We start from the raw sequence: 17,582 nt of genomic DNA, 5'->3' as shown, positions 1-17,582 counted from the left end.
GAATAAGGCGGTGCCTAACTCGACGTTTCGCCCTGGCCTGATAAAGCATTGCAATAATCAGTAGTTGGACGGCAGGCACCTTTTTGTGCGTCATTCGAAGTTTATGTAGCACGTCCCGAAGGGGCTGACATAAGAAGGTGAATGAGCCACTGGTTACTATTATGCAACGCGCGTGCCAGATTGCAAAAATTGATACTATCCTTATGATTAATAATCATTTTATTATTAAAATGCATTGATTGTCAGGTGAATGATTTCCAGGCTAAGTGTCGCTATTAAGCAACACCTTAACGGGAACCCGTCCTGACATATATAAATCAATAAGTTAAATGTCTCTTATTGGAGACACTCAACCCAGAGGATTGTCGCGATTTTGCGACAGGTACAAAAAAGCCCGGTGGCGCTCGCGCTTACCGGGCCTACAGTCAGGGCGTTGAAACTTAACCCAGTTGTTTACGCGCGTTGCGGAAAATGCGCATCCACGGGCTGTCCTCGCCCCAGTTTTCCGGGTGCCAGGAGTTGCTCACGGTACGGAAGACACGTTCCGGGTGCGGCATCATGATCGTCACCCGACCGCTTTCGCTGGTGACGGCGGTAATGCCATTTGCCGAACCGTTCGGGTTAGCCGGATAGGTTTCGGTGACCTTGCCGAAGTTATCAACAAAGCGCAGCGCTACAAGTCCTTTGCTTTCAAGCTGAGCCAGGTGCGCCGCATCACGCACTTCAACCTGACCTTCACCGTGCGAAACCGCGATTGGCATCTGTGAACCGACCATTCCCTGCAACAGCAGAGACGGGCTTTGGGTCACTTCTACCAGGCTGAAGCGCGCTTCGAAGCGGTCAGACTGGTTACGCACAAAGCGCGGCCAGGCTTCGCTGCCCGGGATCAGCTCGCGCAGGTTAGACATCATCTGACAGCCGTTACACACGCCCAGCGCCAGCGTCTGCGGACGATGGAAGAAGGTTTCGAACTCGTCACGCACGCGGCTGTTGAACAGAATAGACTTCGCCCAGCCTTCGCCCGCGCCCAGCACGTCACCGTAGGAGAACCCCCCGCAGGCGACCAGCGCCTGGAAATCATCCAGCCCGGTACGCCCGGCCAGCAGGTCGCTCATGTGGACGTCGATGGCGTCAAAGCCCGCCCGGTGGAAGGCCGCCGCCATCTCAACGTGGGAGTTAACGCCCTGCTCGCGCAGCACGGCTACTTTCGGACGCGCGCCGGTCGCAATGTACGGCGCGGCAATGTCTTCGTTAATGTCGAAGGAGAGCTTCACGTTCAGGCCAGGATCGTTGTCGTTCGCCTTCGCGTTGTGTTCCTGATCGGCGCATTCCGGGTTGTCACGCAGGCGTTGCATCTGCCACGTGGTTTCCGCCCACCACATACGCAGCGTGGTGCGGCTTTCGCTGAACACCGCGTGGCCGTCGGCTTCAATCACGAAACGGTCGCCCTGCACCGCTTTACCGAGATAGTGTACGCAGTCTGCCAGACCGTGCTGCGCCAGAATCGCTTCCACCGCGTCGCGATCTGCGGCGCGTACCTGAATGACCGCGCCAAGCTCTTCGTTAAACAGCGCCGCCAGGCGGTCTTCGCCAAGCGTGGCAATGTTTGCTTCAACGCCGCAGTGACCGGTGAAGGCCATCTCTGCCAGCGTCACCAGCAGGCCACCATCGGAACGGTCGTGGTAGGCCAGCAGCTTACGCTGCGCCACCAGCGCCTGAATTGCGTCGTAGAAGCCTTTCAGCTGGGCGACGTCGCGCACGTCGGCTGGCTTATCGCCGAGCTGGCGGTAAACCTGCGCCAGCGCGGTGGCGCCCAGTGCGTTATGGCCTTTGCCGAGGTCAATCAACAGCAGGGCGTTATCTTCAGTGGAAAGCTGCGGCGTAACGGTATGACGCACGTCTTCCACGCGCGCAAACGCGGTGATCACCAGCGACAGCGGAGAGGTCATCTCGCGCTGCTCGTTACCTTCCTGCCAGCGGGTTTTCATCGACATGGAGTCTTTACCCACCGGAATGGTCAGGCCGAGCGCAGGACACAGCTCTTCACCCACCGCTTTCACCGCTTCGTACAGGCCGGCATCTTCGCCAGGGTGACCGGCAGCGGCCATCCAGTTCGCGGAAAGTTTGATACGTTTGATATCGCCAATCTGCGTCGCGGCGATGTTGGTCAGCGCTTCACCGACCGCCAGACGGGCAGAAGCGGCGAAGTCCAGCAGCGCCACTGGCGTGCGTTCGCCCAGCGCCATCGCTTCGCCGTAGTAGCTGTCGAGGCTCGCGGTGGTCACAGCGCAGTTAGCGACCGGGATCTGCCACGGGCCGACCATCTGATCGCGCGACACCATACCGGTCACGGTACGGTCGCCGATGGTCACCAGGAAGGTTTTCTCTGCCACGGCAGGCAGGTGCAGCACGCGGTTAACCGCTTCTGCCACGGTGATGCCCTGGCGATCCAGCGCTTTGCCCGCCGCTTTGCGAGTCTGCACGTCGCGGGTCATCTTCGGCGTTTTGCCGAGCAGCACGTCCAGCGGCAGATCGATCGGCTGGTTGTCAAAGTGGGTGTCGCTTAAGGAAAGGTGCTGCTCTTCGGTCGCTTCACCGATGACCGCATACGGCGCGCGCTCGCGGCGGCACAGCTCGTCAAACAGCGGCAGCTGATCGGCGGCAACCGCCAGCACGTAGCGCTCCTGGGATTCGTTACACCAGATTTCCAGCGGGCTCATGCCCGGCTCATCGCTCAGGATATCGCGCAGGTTGAAGCGTCCGCCGCGACCGCCGTCGCTTACCAGCTCAGGCATGGCGTTAGAGAGTCCACCCGCGCCCACGTCGTGGATGAACAGAATCGGGTTGGCATCGCCGAGCTGCCAGCAGCGGTCGATCACTTCCTGACAACGGCGCTCCATTTCCGGGTTGTCGCGCTGCACGGACGCGAAGTCGAGATCCGCATCAGACTGGCCGGAAGCCATAGACGAGGCTGCCCCGCCGCCCAGACCGATGTTCATTGCCGGGCCGCCGAGCACGATCAGCTTCGCGCCGACGACGATCTCGCCTTTCTGCACATGATCGGCGCGAATGTTGCCGATCCCGCCCGCCAGCATGATCGGTTTGTGGTAGCCGCGCAGCTCTTCGCCGTTGTGGCTGTCCACTTTCTCTTCGTAGGTACGGAAGTAACCGTTCAGCGCCGGACGACCAAATTCGTTGTTGAACGCCGCGCCGCCCAGCGGGCCTTCGGTCATGATATCCAGCGCGGTGACAATGCGCTCTGGCTTGCCGAAGTCTTCTTCCCACGGCTGCTCAAAGCCCGGAATACGCAGGTTGGAAACGGAGAAACCGACCAGACCCGCTTTTGGTTTCGCGCCGCGACCGGTCGCACCTTCGTCACGGATTTCACCGCCGGAGCCGGTCGCTGCACCCGGCCACGGGGAGATCGCCGTCGGGTGGTTGTGGGTTTCCACTTTCATCAGGATATGCGCAGGCTCCTGGTGGAAGTCATAGCGCCCCGCTTCGCGGTCGGCGAAGAAGCGGCCCACCTCGGAACCTTCCATCACCGCGGCGTTGTCTTTATAGGCAGACAGCACGTGGTCAGGGGTTTGCTCCATGGTGTTTTTGATCATTTTGAACAGCGACTTCGGCTGCTGTTCGCCGTCGATAATCCAGTCGGCGTTGAAAATCTTGTGGCGGCAGTGCTCGGAGTTGGCCTGCGCGAACATATACAGTTCGATGTCGTTCGGGTTGCGATTCAGCTTAACGAATGCATCCTGAAGGTAGTCGATTTCATCTTCTGCGAGCGCCAGACCAAGACGCAGGTTTGCGTCGATCAGCGCCTGACGCCCCTGCCCCAGCAGATCCACGCTCTGTACCGGCGCAGGCTGATGGTGGGAGAACAGTTTCTGCGCATCATCCAGAGAATCAAACACGCTCTCCATCATGCGGTCGTGCAGCTCTGCGGCAACCACCTGCCACTGCGCGTCGCTCAGGGTTGACGCTTCCACATAGTACGCCACACCGCGCTCCAGACGGTTAATCTGGCTCAGGCCGCAGTTGCGAGCGATGTCGGTGGCTTTGGAAGACCAGGGGGAGATGGTGCCAGGGCGTGGCGTGGCGAGGATTAATTTGCCGGTCGGCGTATGGCTGCTCAGGCTTGGGCCATATTTAAGCAGGCGTTCCAGCTGTACGCGCTCCTCTGCATTCAGGGGGGCATTCAGGTCAGCAAAATGGACATACTCAGCGTAAATATTGCTTACCGGAAGGTCGGCCGCCTGAAAACGTGCCAGCAGTTTGTTAATACGGAAGGCAGACAGTGCAGGCGAACCACGCAGAATTTCCATCATAAGTCTCTCGTCTTCGAAGCGCCGGGGCGCTTACAGTGTGCGCAAGGGGGGAAAACGGGCGTCATTATAGAGAATCCTGAGCGCCGACGAAACCGTTTGCGTCGAAATAAAATCATCCTTTATGTTTAACAATAGATGTGACCTGTCTCTCTAATTGGTTGCCAACTGGCGCTACTTTGCGCAAAATGCCGCTCAATCAATGGCAAACTCTATTCTTAACATGACTACAGCACACTGAGGCAACCGGCGTCGCAGAGAATTAACTAATTGAAAAAATTAAATATTAATTATCTGCTCATCGGCATTGTTACGTTGCTGCTGGCAGTGGCCCTCTGGCCGTCTATCCCCTGGTTCGGCAAGGCCGAAAACCGTATCGCCGCCATTCAGGAGCGGGGGGAGTTGCGCGTCAGTACCCTCTCCTCCCCGCTTATTTACGACGATATCAACGGTAAAACTATCGGTCTTGATTACGAACTGGCACAGCTGTTTGCGGACTATCTGGGCGTGAAGCTGAAAGTTACCGTGCGGCAGAACATCAACCAGCTGTTTGATGATTTGGACCATGACCGTGCCGATATTCTCGCCGCAGGTCTGGTGTACAACAGCGAACGCAGCAAAAACTATCAGCCGGGCCCGACCTATTACTCCGTGTCGCAGCAGGTGGTTTATCGTGTGGGTAGCCTGCGCCCGCGCTCACTGGCCGACATCACCGACCAGCAATTGACCATTGCGCCAGGCCATGTGGTGATTGACGATCTGCGGGCGTTGAAAGAGAAAAAATACCCGAACCTCAGCTGGACGGTCGATCCTAAACTCGGCACGACCGAATTACTGGAGCAGGTAAAAGATAAAAAGCTGGCCTATACCATTGCTGATTCGGTGGCGATCAGCCTTTTCCAGCGCGTTCATCCTGAAATTGCCGTGGCGCTGGATGTGACCGACGAACAGCCGGTGACCTGGTTTACCCAGCTGGACGACGATCAAACCGTCTCTGCGGCTATGCTCGATTTCTTTAATTCCATCAATGAAGACGGCACCCTGGCGCGCCTGGAAGAGAAATATCTCGGTCACGGAGACGATTTTGATTACGTTGACACCCGCACCTTCCTGCGCGCGGTGGACAGCGTGCTGCCGGATCTGCAACCGCTGTTTGAGAAGTACGCCCAGGAGATTGACTGGAAGCTGCTGGCGGCGATTTCCTACCAGGAATCGCACTGGGATGCTCAGGCCACCTCCCCCACGGGCGTGCGCGGGTTGATGATGCTGACCAAAAATACCGCCCAGAGCCTCGGCATCAGCGACCGGACCGATGCGGAACAGAGCATCAGCGGCGGCGCGCAGTATTTACAGGATATGATGGCGAAAGTGCCGGAGACGGTCCCGGAAGGGGAGCGGATCTGGTTTGCGCTGGCCGCCTATAACATGGGTTATGCGCACATGCTCGACGCGCGGGCGCTGACGGCGAAAACCAAAGGTAACCCGGACAGCTGGTCAGATGTAAAACAGCGCCTGCCGCTGCTTAGCCAGAAACAGTGGTACCAGAAGCTGACGTACGGCTATGCGCGCGGGCATGAAGCGTATGCCTACGTGGAAAATATTCGTAAGTACCAGATAAGCCTGGTGGGATATCTGCTGGAGAAAGAAAAAGAGGCGGCCGAGGCGCAACAGCTGGCTGAAAGCTATCCGGTGGTCGCACCGGACGAGCTTAATCATCCTGCGGTTTCAATTCTGCCTTTTGTTGCTTTTTCTGCTGCCGACGCATTCGAAAAAAGTCACTTAACAGACCCGAACATTCTGGTGCAAGTACCCCGCCGATAGTTTTCACCTGGTGGTTCATCCCCGGATGCCCAAGTACGTCCATCAGTGAACCAGCAGCGCCCGTCTTTTCATCCCGCGCGCCAAACACCAGCGTACCGATTCGGCTGTGCACCATCGCCCCGGAGCACATTACGCACGGCTCAAGGGTGACATACAGGGTGGTATCAAGCAGACGATAGTTTTGCAGCACCAGTCCGCCCTGACGCAGCGCCATAATTTCAGCATGCGCGGTAGGATCGTGACGGCCAATCGGACGGTTCCACCCTTCCCCAATCACCTGATTGTTATGGACCAGCACCGCGCCCACGGGCACTTCGCCCTCTTCCCAGGCGCGCTGAGCCAGCGCCAGCGCATGGCGCATCCAGTATTCATGATTGTGTTCAGGGTTGGACAAGGGCTGATACTCCAGTCGAAAAGCGGGCGGCATTATACACAGCCGGTACAGATAAGACTATTCGAGTTGCTGAAGTTCGCCCAGAGGCGTGACGCGCCAGCGGTGCTGGCAAAAATAGAGCAGCGGGTTGTCCTGCTTGCTGTCGCTGTAGCCGCTGTACAGACGCAGCGGCGTACCGATGCGTTTCTCCAGCTGCACCACTTTTTCATGTCCGAGGCAGCGCATAGTCAGCACCCAGCCGCCGTAGCCGCGCGCGATTTGTGTCGCGATAAGATTCACGCGCGGCAGCCAGGGCGTATCAAAATAGACCTGCTCCACCAGCGTCTGCGGGGAGCCGGTAATCAGCCAGATATCGGCATCGTTGGCGTCGAGATAGCTGGTCAGGCGCGCCTGTACCACGGGAAACGCGGCGACGTGGCCGCGAAACCAGTGCGCAAAATCCTGTTCGAGCTGCTTAAGGCGCGCTTCGCTATGACCAAACGTGCATCCCCAGAGCAGCAGGCTCATCGGCCAGCGCGCTGCACGGCCTTTCACCAGCAGCGCGATACCAATAACGGGTAACAGGGGTAATACCAGCAACGCGTTAAGGGGCTGGCGCCGCAGCAGGTAGCGCATAAAGGTGCCGAACATATCCTGCTGATGCAGCGTTCCATCCAGATCAAAAAAGACAACGCGACGCTCGTGACTGGCCAAACCTTACTCCTCTGGGTCGTTGAATCCTAACAGCCAGGTAAACAGGAACCCGGCGATCACCGCTACCAGATAGCCTAACAGATAGAGCATCACTTTTCCGGTCACGATGGTTAATGCCAGCGGTAAACCGGAGATCCCGAAGGTAATGACGGTCGCCACTTTCCAGTAGCTGATTAACGCCCCGCCCACCGCGCCACCGAGGCAGGCGGCCAGGAACGGCTTACCCAGTGGCAAGGTCACGCCGAAAATCAACGGTTCGCCGATACCGAGTAACCCGACCGGCAGCGCCCCTTTAATGACCTTTTTCAGACGCGCGTTGCGGGTTTTCATCAGCACCGCGATGGCCGCGCCGACCTGCCCAACGCCCGCCATCGACAGGATCGGCAGCAGTGCGTTATAGCCGTGCGCCTGTACCAGTTCGACGTGGATCGGCACCAGCCCCTGATGCAGACCGGTCAGCACTAACGGCAGGAAGGTCCCGGACAGCACGGCCCCCACCAGCAGCCCGCCGCGATCGATCGCCAGAGACGCGCCGTGGGCGATGGCTTCAGAGATCGCGCCGCCTAACGGTTGCAGCGCCACAATCGCCACGCTCCCGGTAATCAATGTGGTCAGCAGCGGGTTGAGGATCAGCTCAATCGAGCCTGGCAGCAACGCGCGCAGCTTTTTCTCGATCCAGCACATCAGAATGACCACCAGCAGCACGGCAATCACCCCACCGCGGCCTGGCTGAAGCGCCTCGCCAAACAGCGTAATCTGCGACAGCTGCGGGCTGGAGAGGATACCCGCCATTACGCCGCCCATCGCCAGCGAGCCGCCGAACACTTTGGCCGTGTTCACCCCCACCAGAATGTTCATGATGGCAAACACCGCGCTGCCGAAAATCGCCAGAATACCCAGCAGGTTCGGATACTGGGTGGCAAAATTCCCGACAATATCCGGACGCTTGAGGATATTGATAATCCCGGTAATCAGCCCCGACGCGATAAACGCCGGGATCAGAGGAATAAAGACGTTTGCCAGCTGGCGCAGCGCATCGCTCATGGGGGCTTTGTATTTGGCTTTCGCCTGCGCTTTGGTGCGTTCCGCGTCGTCAAAGGCGGGAGCCGTTTCACCGCCCGTCATCAGGGCGCGCATGGCATCAACCACCTGCGCCGCTTTGCCCGGACCGACAATCAGCTGGTGCTGTTGCCCCTGTTTAACGTACCCGCTCACGCCGGGGAGTTGCTTCAGGCGCGTTACATCAAGCTTTTCGTCGTTGTGCACCTCGACGCGTACACGCGTCATGCAGTTTTCCAGACGCTGAATATTTTTTTCCCCACCGATCCCAAGCAGGATGTCGCTGGCGAGCGCTGCTGTTTTGTCCATACACGCCTCTTATTGGTGTTCTAATGCCGCCCGTAAAAACCCGTGATGGGCTTCGAGCCTGGCTCTGGCCGCGGCTGCATCCAGCCCGGTTAATATCATCAGAATGGCGGGTTTAACGTCGTAATCGGTCTGTTTGAGTACCGCTTCCGCCTCTTCCCGACCTGCCCCTGTCGCCTCTATCACCATGCGGCAGGCTCTGTCCACCAGCTTGACGTTGGTGGCCTGCATATCCACCATCAGGTTTTGGTAGACCTTGCCGAATTTCACCATCGCGCCGGTGGAGATCATATTGAGCACCAGCTTCTGCGCGGTTCCCGATTTCAGGCGCGTGGAGCCGGTGAGCGCTTCCGGCCCGACGACCGGAGAGATGGCAATGGCGGCCACCTGCGCAATCGGCGAACCCGGGTTACAGGAGATGGCCACCGTGGTACATCCCGTCTGTCTGGCGTATTCCAGCCCACCAATGACGTACGGCGTACGACCAGAAGCCGCCAGCCCGACGACCAGATCCTGCGCGGTCAGGTTCAGCGCCCTGAGATCGTCTTCGCCAAGCTGTTTATTGTCTTCTGCCCCTTCCACCGCTTTCAGCAGCGCGCCGGGGCCACCGGCAATCAGGCCAACGACCAGACCGTGCGGAACGCCAAAGGTCGGCGGACATTCTGAGGCATCCAGCACACCGAGGCGCCCACTGGTACCCGCCCCCATGTAAATAATGCGTCCTCCTGCTTTCAGAGCGTCGGCAGCGGCGTCTACGGCTTTCGCCACCTCGGGCAATGTCTCTTTGACTGCCAGCGCGACGAGGGTATCCTGTTGATTAAAGCGGTTTACCAGCTCCAGCGTGGACAGTGCATCAAGATCCATGGTTTGCGGGTTACGCGTTTCAGAAACAAGAGAGCCTAGATTCATGTTATTTACCTCTGGAATTTTTAATTCATAATAAACGCACTATAATGGAATATAAAATTCATTCAGGCGAGCAAAATTCGTATTTGCGCGGGTAATCACATTTTCGCCAGGAGACCGTATGAACTGTTTAATTCGTATTCGCCAGCGCTACGCCGGGTTTGCCCAGAGTGACAAAAAGCTGGCGGATTATTTACTTTCTCAGCCCGATCGCGCGCGACACCTCAGCTCCCAGCAGCTGGCAGGCGAAGCCGGGGTGAGCCAGTCGAGCGTGGTGAAATTTGCCCAAAAGATAGGCTATAAAGGCTTTCCGGCGCTAAAACTGGCGATCAGTGAAGCACTGGTAAGCAACCCTAATCCGCAGTCAATGCCGGTGCATAACCAGATCCGCGGCGACGATCCGATGCGTCTGGTCGGCGAAAAGCTGATCAAAGAGAACGTGGCGGCAATGCATGCCACGCTGGATGTGAACACGGAAGAGAAGCTGCTGGAAAGCGTAGCCATGCTTCGCGACGCGCGGCGTATTGTATTGACCGGGATCGGCGCCTCCGGACTGGTTGCGCGTAACTTTGGCTGGAAGCTGACAAAAATCGGCTATAACGCCATCGTTGAACAGGATATGCACGCGCTGCTGGCGACCGTGCAGGCCATGGATCCTGACGATTTACTGCTGGCCATCTCCTATTCCGGCGAGCGCCGTGAAATTAATATGGCTACCGACGAAGCCCTGCGCGTAGGAGGAAAAATTCTGGCGATTACTGGCTTCAGCCCGAATGCGCTCCAGCAGCGGGCCACCCGCTGTCTGTATACCATCGCCGAGGAACAGGCCACTCGCAGTGCGGCGATTTCGTCGACGAGTGCGCAGATGATGCTGACGGACCTGCTGTTTATGGCGCTGGTTCAGCAGGATCTGGAGCGTGCGCCAGAGCGTATTCGTCACAGCGAAGAGCTAGTAAAAAAACTGGTCTGAACAACGAATGAGCGTATAATGCCCGCCCTGTTTGTGATGTTTCTGAGAATTTCCTGATGGCGCTGTTAATCACCAAAAAATGCATCAACTGCGATATGTGCGAACCCGAATGCCCGAACGAGGCGATTTCGATGGGCGACAGCATTTATGAGATTAACAGCGACCGCTGCACCGAATGCATCGGCCACTATGAGACGCCGACCTGCCAGAAGGTGTGCCCCATTCCCAATACGATCTTAAAAGATCCGGCACACGTCGAGAACGAAGAACAGCTGTGGGATAAGTTTGTCCTGATGCACCATGCGGACAAAATTTAACTTTCGATAATCACCGTCGCACAGGCGTAGTGGCGTTCATCGGCAAGCGTTACGTGCATGTGCGCCACGCCCAGCTTTTCCGCCAGCTTAAGCGCCTCGCCCCATAAACGCAGACGTGGCTTACCCAGCTCATCGTTAAACACTTCAAACTGGTTAAACGCCAGGCCGTTACGAATGCCCGTGCCGAACGCTTTCGCCGCCGCCTCTTTTACCGCGAAACGCTTTGCCAGAAAGCGCACCGGCTGTTGATGCGCCTCCCAGATAGCCCATTCGTTATCGCTCAGCACGCGTCTTGCGAGGCGATCGCCGCTCCGGGCGATCACCGCTTCAATGCGGGCTATTTCAACGATGTCGGTGCCTAAGCCCAGAATAGCCATTACTGACGCGCTTCCAGCATCAGGCGCTTCATCTCGGAAACCGCTTCTTTCAGACCGCTCATCACCGCGCGGCCAATGATGGCGTGGCCGATGTTCAGCTCGTGCATTTCCGGCAGGGCAGCGATGGCTTTTACGTTGTGATAGGTCAGGCCGTGACCGGCGTTAACCTTCAGTCCCAGGCTCGCGGCGTAGGTTGCCGCTTTGGCGATTCGCTCCAGCTCTTTCGCCTGCGCTGCATCGTTTTCGGCATCGGCATAGCAGCCGGTGTGAATTTCAATATACGGCGCACCCACGTCGGCAGCGGCTTTAATCTGGGTGAAATCGGCGTCGATAAACAGAGAAACCAGGATACCGGCATCCGCCAGGCGTTTGCAGGCATCGCGCATTTTGTCGAGCTGCCCGGCCACATCCAGACCGCCTTCGGTGGTCACTTCCTGACGCTTTTCCGGCACCAGGCAGCAGAAATGCGGTTTGGTCTCGCAGGCAATCGCCAGCATCTCTTCGGTGACCGCCATCTCCAGATTCATGCGGGTGTCCAGCGTCTGACGCAGGATGCGCACGTCCCGGTCGGTGATGTGGCGACGATCTTCACGCAGGTGAACGGTAATGCCGTCGGCGCCAGCCTGCTCAGCGATAAACGCCGCCTGAACCGGATCGGGATACGCGGTACCGCGTGCATTACGTAACGTGGCGATGTGATCGATGTTGACGCCTAACAGTAATTCAGCCATGACAATCCTCGGTATTTTTGTTCATTTACCTTCTCCCTCCCCCTCCGGGAGAGGGCTGGGGTGAGGGGTAAAACATTAGCGTTTCGGCATAAACTGCCTGAATAATTCGCGGCTCTTTAAAGGTTTGCCCCCAAGATACGGCTTGAGCGCAATTCGGGTAAAGCGTTTTGCCGCACGCAGGGTGTCGGCGTCCGGGAACTCGCGTTCATACAGTGCTCTGAGCTGGCGCCCGGTAAAGGTGCTGTTATCGACGACGACACTGGCAATAAAGCCCTTTTCCTCACGATAGCGATAGGTCATGGTATCTTCTACCTCGTCGCCGCTTCCCGCACAGTGCAGAAAATCAACGCCGTAACCAAGGTGCCCGAGCAGCGCCAGTTCGAAACGACGCAGCACAGGCTCAGGGGTGCCGGTTGCGCCAGCAAGTGCCTGAATACAGTGCAGGTAATCAAAGAAAAGTTCAGAGAAGCGGGTCTCATGTTCAAGAACCCGTGAGATGAGTTCGTTAACATACAAACCGCTGTAGAGCGTGATACCAGAAAGAGGAAGCGCCAGGGAGACGGCTTCAGCACTGCGCAGGGTTTTGACTTCTCCTCGCCCGCCAAAGCGGACCAGCAGCGGGGTGAAAGGCTGCAAGGCACCTTTCAGATTAGAACGTCTGGAACGTGCGCCTTTGGCAACAAGGCGCACGCGACCGGACTCTTCCGTGAAGACGTCCAGCATCAGGCTGGTTTCGCTCCAGGGACGACTATGCAGGACAAAGGCGCGCTGCCATCCATCCATATGCTCGTCGTCTTAGGTTACTGATCTTCGCCGTAACCGAGGCTGCGCAGCGCACGCTCATCATCGGCCCAGCCAGATTTCACTTTCACCCACAGTTCCAGGTGAACCGGTGCTTCAAACATGTCCTGCATGTCTTTACGGGCTTCGATTCCGATAGTTTTGATCTTGGCGCCTTTATTGCCGATCACCATCTTCTTCTGCCCTTCACGCTCAACGAGGATCAGACCGTTAATATCGTAACCGCCGCGCTCGTTGCTCTGGAAACGCTCGATCTCCACCGTCACAGAGTACGGCAGTTCAGCGCCCAGGAAACGCATCAGCTTCTCACGGATGATTTCAGACGCCATAAAACGCTGAGAGCGATCGGTGATGTAGTCTTCCGGGAAGTGATGAGTCGCTTCCGGCAGATGCTTGCGCACGATACCCGCAATGGTATCAACGTTCAGACCCGTTTCCGCAGACAGCGGGACGATGTCCAGGAAGTTCATCTGGCTGCCCAGCCATTGCAGGTGCGGCAGCAGATCGGCTTTTTCCTGCACGTTGTCCACTTTATTTACTGCGAGGATCACCGGCGTTTTGCCGTCGCGCAGCTTGTTCAGGACCATTTCGTCGTCCGGCGTCCAGCGGGTGCCTTCCACAACGAAAATCACCAGCTCTACGTCGCCAATGGAGCTGCTCGCCGCCTTGTTCATCAGACGGTTGATGGCGCGCTTCTCTTCCATGTGCAGGCCCGGTGTATCGACGTAGATCGCCTGATACGCGCCTTCAGTATGGATACCGACGATGCGGTGACGCGTGGTCTGCGCCTTACGCGAGGTGATAGAAATCTTCTGCCCAAGCAGATTATTCAGCAGGGTGGATTTGCCAACGTTCGGACGTCCGACGATGGCAATAAATCCGCAATAGGTTTTGTCGATGCTCATTCCAGCTCCAGCATTTTTAACGCCTGTTCGGCGGCAGCCTGTTCAGCCTTACGACGGCTTGAACCCGTGCCGACCACCGGTTCACTCAGGCCACTGACCTGGCAATGGATGGTAAATTCCTGATCGTGGGCTTCGCCACGCACCTGCACCACCAGATAGGATGGCAGCGGCAGATGACGACCCTGCAAATATTCTTGCAGACGCGTTTTAGGATCTTTTTGTTTATCGCCCGGGCTGATTTCGTCCAGGCGGGTCTGATACCAGTTAAGGATCAGCTTTTCTACGGTCTGGATATCGCTGTCCAGGAACACGCCACCGATCAATGCCTCGACCGTATCGGCAAGGATGGATTCACGACGGAAACCACCACTTTTCAGCTCACCTGGCCCCAGACGCAGGCATTCACCCAGCTCAAATTCGCGTGCGATTTCAGCGAGGGTATTGCCGCGCACCAGCGTGGCGCGCATGCGGCTCATATCACCTTCGTCCACACGCGGAAAACGATGATAAAGCGCATTTGCAATCACAAAACTTAAAATAGAGTCGCCTAAAAACTCGAGACGCTCATTATGTTTGCTGCTGGCACTGCGATGGGTTAATGCCTGTTGCAACAACTCCTGATGATGAAAAGTGTAGCCCAGCTTCCGTTGAAGCCGATTAATTACGATGGGGTTCATGCGATACCAATAAATGAATGCGTCAAAAATGCAGCACACGAAACCGACCTGAGAAAACCAACGCGGTTTCGTGTGCCGTGGCACCCTTGCAGGGCCAACCTTAAACTTCGGGGGAATATTCTATACACAACGACAGGGGATGTCGTTAGTTCAAAGAGATTTATCGCTGAAATAATTCACGTAGCGGCGAATAAAAGCCGCTACGTGTTATTTTTGGCGAAAATTAATGAATTCCGCCAATACGATTCAGGCGAACGCCGGTCGGCCACTCGCCTTCCTGCTTCTCAAAACTCATCCAGATAGCGGTTGCTTTACCGACCAGATTCGCTTCCGGCACAAAGCCCCAGTAACGGCTGTCCGCAGAGTTATCGCGGTTGTCACCCATCATGAAGTAGTGTCCCGGCGGCACAATCCAGGTCGCCAGCTGTTGGCCTGGCTGCTGGTAGTACATTGCCAGCTGATCCTGTGCGATGGGCACGGTCAGAATGCGGTGAGTAACATCGCCCAGCGTCTCTTTGCGTTCAACCAGACGAATGCCATTCTCTTTGGTTTCACCTTTTGGCACCTGGAAGAATCCGCTGGTCGCTTCACCGCCGTTACGGCGGGCGAAGGTCTGCACAAAATCAGCTGGCTCAACGTTGGAGTAAGTGACTGGCAGCGCATTTTCACATGCGGTGCCAGAGCTACAGCCTGGCTGAATGGTCACCTCTTTCGCCACCGGATCGTAGGTCACTTTATCGCCCGGCAGACCTACCGCGCGTTTAATATAATCCAGCCGCGGATCTTCCGGATATTTAAACACCACGATGTCGCCACGTTTCGGATGACCCGTTTCGATCAGCGTTTTCTGATAGATCGGATCTTTGATGCCATAGGCAAACTTCTCAACCAGAATGAAATCACCGATCAGCAGCGTTGGCATCATCGATCCTGACGGGATCTGGAACGGTTCATAGATAAATGAACGCACCACCAGCACAATCGCCAGCACCGGGAATACCGATGCCCCTGTTTCCAGCCAGCCCGGTTTTGGGCCGACTTTTTTCAGGGTTTTCGCGTCCAGCGCATCGCCCGTGGCTGCCTGCGCGGCAGCCTGACGTTCACGGCGTTTTGGGGCGAAGATAAACTTATCGAGGCACCACAACAGACCTGTCACCAGGGTAGCGATGACCAGGATCAGGGCAAACATGTTCGCCATGCCAACTCCTTAAGGTTATTTACCGTTACCGTCTTTACCAACATGAAGGATGGCAAGGAATGCTTCCTGCGGCAGCTCAACGTTACCGACCTGCTTCATACGCTTCTTACCTTCTTTCTGCTTCTGCAACAGCTTTTTCTTACGGCTGACGTCGCCGCCGTAGCACTTAGCCAGAACGTTTTTACGCAGCTGCTTCACGGTTGAACGGGCAATGATGTGGTTACCAATGGCCGCCTGAATCGCAATGTCAAACTGCTGACGCGGGATCAGATCTTTCATCTTCTCAACCAGCTCACGACCACGGTACGGTGCGTTATCGTTGTGGGTGATCAGCGCCAGCGCATCCACACGCTCACCGTTGATCAGCACGTCCACACGAACCATGTTCGAGGCCTGGAAGCGTTTGAAGTTGTAGTCCAGCGACGCATAGCCACGGGAGGTAGACTTCAGACGGTCGAAGAAGTCGAGCACCACTTCTGCCATCGGAATTTCATAGGTCAGCGCCACCTGGTTACCGTGGTAAACCATGTTGGTCTGCACGCCACGCTTCTCAATACACAGGGTGATCACGTTACCGAGGAACTCCTGCGGCAGCAGCATGTGACACTCTGCGATTGGCTCGCGCAGTTCCTGAATATTATTCAGCGGCGGGAGCTTGGACGGGCTGTCGACGTAGATCACCTCTTTCGATGTGGTTTCTACTTCGTAGACAACCGTCGGGGCGGTGGTGATCAGATCCAGATCGTATTCACGCTCCAGACGTTCCTGAATGATCTCCATGTGCAGCAGACCGAGGAAGCCACAGCGGAAGCCAAAGCCCAGCGCCGTTGAGCTTTCTGGCTCGTAGAACAGGGAGGCATCGTTGAGGCTCAGCTTTCCGAGCGCATCGCGGAAGTTTTCGTAATCGTCAGAGCTGACCGGGAACAGACCCGCATAAACCTGCGGTTTCACCTTTTTGAAGCCTGGCAGCGCTTTATCTGCCGGGTTACGTGCACCGGTCAGGGTATCGCCCACCGGCGCGCCGAGGATGTCTTTAATTGCACAGACCAGCCAGCCCACTTCGCCGCATTTCAGTTCGGTACGGTCAACCTGTTTTGGCGTGAAGATGCCCAGACGGTCAGCGTTGTAGACCTGGCCGGTGCTCATGACCTTGATTTTGTCGCCTTTACGCATGGTGCCGTTTTTAATACGCACCAGCGAGACAACGCCGAGGTAGTTATCAAACCAGGAGTCGATGATCAGCGCCTGTAGCGGCGCATCCGGGTCGCCTTCCGGCGGCGGAATATCACGCACCAGACGTTCCAGTACGTCCGGAACACCGACACCGGTTTTCGCCGAGCAGCGCACTGCATCGGTCGCATCAATACCGACGATGTCTTCAATCTCTTCCGCTACGCGCTCAGGATCGGCGGCTGGCAGGTCGATTTTATTCAGAACCGGCACCACTTCAAGATCCATTTCCATGGCGGTGTAGCAGTTTGCCAGCGTCTGGGCCTCTACGCCCTGCCCGGCATCCACCACCAGCAGCGCGCCTTCGCAGGCCGCCAGCGAGCGTGACACTTCATAAGAGAAGTCAACGTGCCCTGGGGTGTCGATAAAGTTCAGCTGATAGGTTTCACCATCGGAAGCTTTATAGTCGAGCGTCACGCTCTGCGCTTTGATGGTAATACCGCGTTCGCGTTCCAGGTCCATGGAGTCCAGAACCTGGGCTGCCATTTCACGATCAGACAGGCCACCGCAAATCTGGATAATACGGTCAGACAGCGTCGACTTACCGTGGTCAATGTGAGCAATGATCGAAAAGTTACGTATGTTCTTCATATAGTTAAATAATTATGCCTTACGAATTCCTGGAGGCCGCTGTTCTTAGCCTGACGTTTTTCAGTGCGAAAACGCAGCATTCTACACTACATCCTCGTCAGCTGGAAATGCACTTAGAGCCAGGTATAGCGCGAAGAGACGGCGTTTTCTTTATTGCGATGTAAATAATAATAAAGCCCGGCAGATTACCGGGCCTCAGAAGAGAGCGTCTCAACACGAAGTTGGTCGGGTGCCAGTGCAACGCTGAGGATAACGGGCTGCCACGCTTCCCGGGCGGCAAG

The 17,582-nt window shown here is 56.7% G+C and carries 15 protein-coding genes and 1 pseudogene; 3 read left to right on the top strand and 13 right to left on the bottom strand.

The window, feature by feature from the left end:
- Positions 1–440: 440 nt before the first annotated feature.
- Positions 441–4,328, bottom strand: a complete 3,888-nt coding sequence (gene purL / locus IMQ56_RS09465) for a phosphoribosylformylglycinamidine synthase (RefSeq protein ID WP_196063794.1) — start codon at positions 4,326–4,328, stop codon at positions 441–443.
- Between the two features lie 267 nt (positions 4,329–4,595).
- Here purL and mltF point away from each other — a divergent pair, with 267 nt between their 5' ends.
- Positions 4,596–6,146: a membrane-bound lytic murein transglycosylase MltF gene (mltF, locus tag IMQ56_RS09460; RefSeq protein WP_196063793.1), complete on the top strand. Its 1,551-nt coding sequence runs from the start codon at positions 4,596–4,598 to the stop codon at positions 6,144–6,146.
- Here the strand turns inward: mltF and tadA are convergent.
- The 4 genes from tadA to murQ are packed head-to-tail and all read right to left on the bottom strand — an operon-like array spanning position 6,034 to position 9,507.
- Entirely contained in the window at positions 6,034–6,573 is a 540-nt protein-coding gene (gene tadA / locus IMQ56_RS09455; RefSeq protein WP_022649032.1) for a tRNA adenosine(34) deaminase TadA, read from the bottom strand. The two genes, mltF and tadA, sit on opposite strands and share 113 nt — an antisense overlap.
- A 24-nt stretch (positions 6,574–6,597) precedes the next feature.
- The gene (yfhb, locus tag IMQ56_RS09450; protein ID WP_040117993.1) at positions 6,598–7,233 is read right to left on the bottom strand and encodes a phosphatidylglycerophosphatase C; all 636 of its coding nucleotides are present in this window, start codon (positions 7,231–7,233) and stop codon (positions 6,598–6,600) included.
- A gap of 3 nt (positions 7,234–7,236) precedes the next feature.
- Positions 7,237–8,601, bottom strand: a complete 1,365-nt coding sequence (locus IMQ56_RS09445; RefSeq protein WP_196063792.1) for a PTS transporter subunit EIIC — start codon at positions 8,599–8,601, stop codon at positions 7,237–7,239.
- 9 nt (positions 8,602–8,610) lie between these two features.
- The gene (gene murQ / locus IMQ56_RS09440) at positions 8,611–9,507 is read right to left on the bottom strand and encodes an N-acetylmuramic acid 6-phosphate etherase (protein WP_015572145.1); all 897 of its coding nucleotides are present in this window, start codon (positions 9,505–9,507) and stop codon (positions 8,611–8,613) included.
- Between the two features lie 118 nt (positions 9,508–9,625).
- On the opposite strand from murQ, the gene IMQ56_RS09435 reads away from it, so the two are divergent.
- Complete coding sequence (locus IMQ56_RS09435; RefSeq protein ID WP_003860702.1) at positions 9,626–10,474, top strand: MurR/RpiR family transcriptional regulator; 849 nt, start codon at positions 9,626–9,628, stop codon at positions 10,472–10,474.
- Positions 10,475–10,530: 56 nt separating this feature from the next.
- Positions 10,531–10,791: a YfhL family 4Fe-4S dicluster ferredoxin gene (locus tag IMQ56_RS09430; protein WP_003860704.1), complete on the top strand. Its 261-nt coding sequence runs from the start codon at positions 10,531–10,533 to the stop codon at positions 10,789–10,791.
- On the opposite strand, the gene acpS is transcribed toward IMQ56_RS09430, so the two are convergent.
- The 8 genes and pseudogenes from acpS to IMQ56_RS09390 all read right to left on the bottom strand — a co-directional run.
- Positions 10,788–11,168, bottom strand: a complete 381-nt coding sequence (acpS, locus tag IMQ56_RS09425) for a holo-ACP synthase (RefSeq protein ID WP_015572144.1) — start codon at positions 11,166–11,168, stop codon at positions 10,788–10,790. The two genes, IMQ56_RS09430 and acpS, sit on opposite strands and share 4 nt — an antisense overlap.
- Positions 11,168–11,899, bottom strand: coding sequence for a pyridoxine 5'-phosphate synthase (gene pdxJ, locus IMQ56_RS09420; RefSeq protein WP_015572143.1), 732 nt, complete (start codon positions 11,897–11,899; stop codon positions 11,168–11,170). The genes acpS and pdxJ overlap by 1 nt, the downstream gene beginning before the upstream one ends.
- A gap of 75 nt (positions 11,900–11,974) precedes the next feature.
- Positions 11,975–12,682 (bottom strand): DNA repair protein RecO, encoded by a 708-nt coding sequence (gene recO, locus IMQ56_RS09415; RefSeq protein WP_015572142.1) that lies wholly within the window; start codon positions 12,680–12,682, stop codon positions 11,975–11,977.
- Positions 12,683–12,699: 17 nt separating this feature from the next.
- A complete protein-coding gene (gene era, locus IMQ56_RS09410; protein ID WP_003860709.1) occupies positions 12,700–13,605 on the bottom strand; it encodes a GTPase Era in 906 nt (301 codons plus the stop codon).
- Entirely contained in the window at positions 13,602–14,282 is a 681-nt protein-coding gene (rnc, locus tag IMQ56_RS09405) for a ribonuclease III (protein WP_003860711.1), read from the bottom strand. Before rnc ends, era begins: the two co-directional genes overlap by 4 nt.
- 223 nt (positions 14,283–14,505) lie before the next feature.
- Positions 14,506–15,480 carry a signal peptidase I gene (gene lepB, locus IMQ56_RS09400; protein WP_006811565.1) on the bottom strand — a complete coding sequence of 325 codons (975 nt, stop codon included), beginning with the start codon at positions 15,478–15,480 and terminating at the stop codon, positions 14,506–14,508.
- Positions 15,481–15,495: 15 nt separating this feature from the next.
- Positions 15,496–17,301 (bottom strand): translation elongation factor 4, encoded by a 1,806-nt coding sequence (gene lepA, locus IMQ56_RS09395; protein ID WP_003860714.1) that lies wholly within the window; start codon positions 17,299–17,301, stop codon positions 15,496–15,498.
- Between the two features lie 185 nt (positions 17,302–17,486).
- A pseudogene (locus tag IMQ56_RS09390) lies at positions 17,487–17,582 on the bottom strand (SoxR reducing system protein RseC); the annotation flags it as partial.

Origin of the sequence: Enterobacter sp. Res13-Sevr-PEC09-46, from assembly GCF_015672585.1 — a bacterium.
In the GTDB taxonomy this organism is placed as follows: domain Bacteria; phylum Pseudomonadota; class Gammaproteobacteria; order Enterobacterales; family Enterobacteriaceae; genus Enterobacter; species Enterobacter hormaechei_C.
This window is presented reverse-complemented; position numbering and strand designations above follow the sequence as displayed.

What these genes read in the sequence shown, in the direction of transcription:
- murQ (WP_015572145.1), bottom strand. Translation starts at nt 9,507, where the DNA reads ATGAATCTAGGCTCTCTTGTTTCTGAAACGCGTAACCCGCAAACCATG.
- lepA (WP_003860714.1), bottom strand. Translation starts at nt 17,301, where the DNA reads ATGAAGAACATACGTAACTTTTCGATCATTGCTCACATTGACCACGGT.
- rnc (WP_003860711.1), bottom strand. Translation starts at nt 14,282, where the DNA reads ATGAACCCCATCGTAATTAATCGGCTTCAACGGAAGCTGGGCTACACT.
- pdxJ (WP_015572143.1), bottom strand. Translation starts at nt 11,899, where the DNA reads ATGGCTGAATTACTGTTAGGCGTCAACATCGATCACATCGCCACGTTA.
- recO (WP_015572142.1), bottom strand. Translation starts at nt 12,682, where the DNA reads ATGGATGGATGGCAGCGCGCCTTTGTCCTGCATAGTCGTCCCTGGAGC.
- IMQ56_RS09430 (WP_003860704.1), top strand. Translation starts at nt 10,531, where the DNA reads ATGGCGCTGTTAATCACCAAAAAATGCATCAACTGCGATATGTGCGAA.
- acpS (WP_015572144.1), bottom strand. Translation starts at nt 11,168, where the DNA reads ATGGCTATTCTGGGCTTAGGCACCGACATCGTTGAAATAGCCCGCATT.
- lepB (WP_006811565.1), bottom strand. Translation starts at nt 15,480, where the DNA reads ATGGCGAACATGTTTGCCCTGATCCTGGTCATCGCTACCCTGGTGACA.
- IMQ56_RS09445 (WP_196063792.1), bottom strand. Translation starts at nt 8,601, where the DNA reads ATGGACAAAACAGCAGCGCTCGCCAGCGACATCCTGCTTGGGATCGGT.
- era (WP_003860709.1), bottom strand. Translation starts at nt 13,605, where the DNA reads ATGAGCATCGACAAAACCTATTGCGGATTTATTGCCATCGTCGGACGT.
- tadA (WP_022649032.1), bottom strand. Translation starts at nt 6,573, where the DNA reads ATGCCGCCCGCTTTTCGACTGGAGTATCAGCCCTTGTCCAACCCTGAA.
- IMQ56_RS09435 (WP_003860702.1), top strand. Translation starts at nt 9,626, where the DNA reads ATGAACTGTTTAATTCGTATTCGCCAGCGCTACGCCGGGTTTGCCCAG.
- purL (WP_196063794.1), bottom strand. Translation starts at nt 4,328, where the DNA reads ATGATGGAAATTCTGCGTGGTTCGCCTGCACTGTCTGCCTTCCGTATT.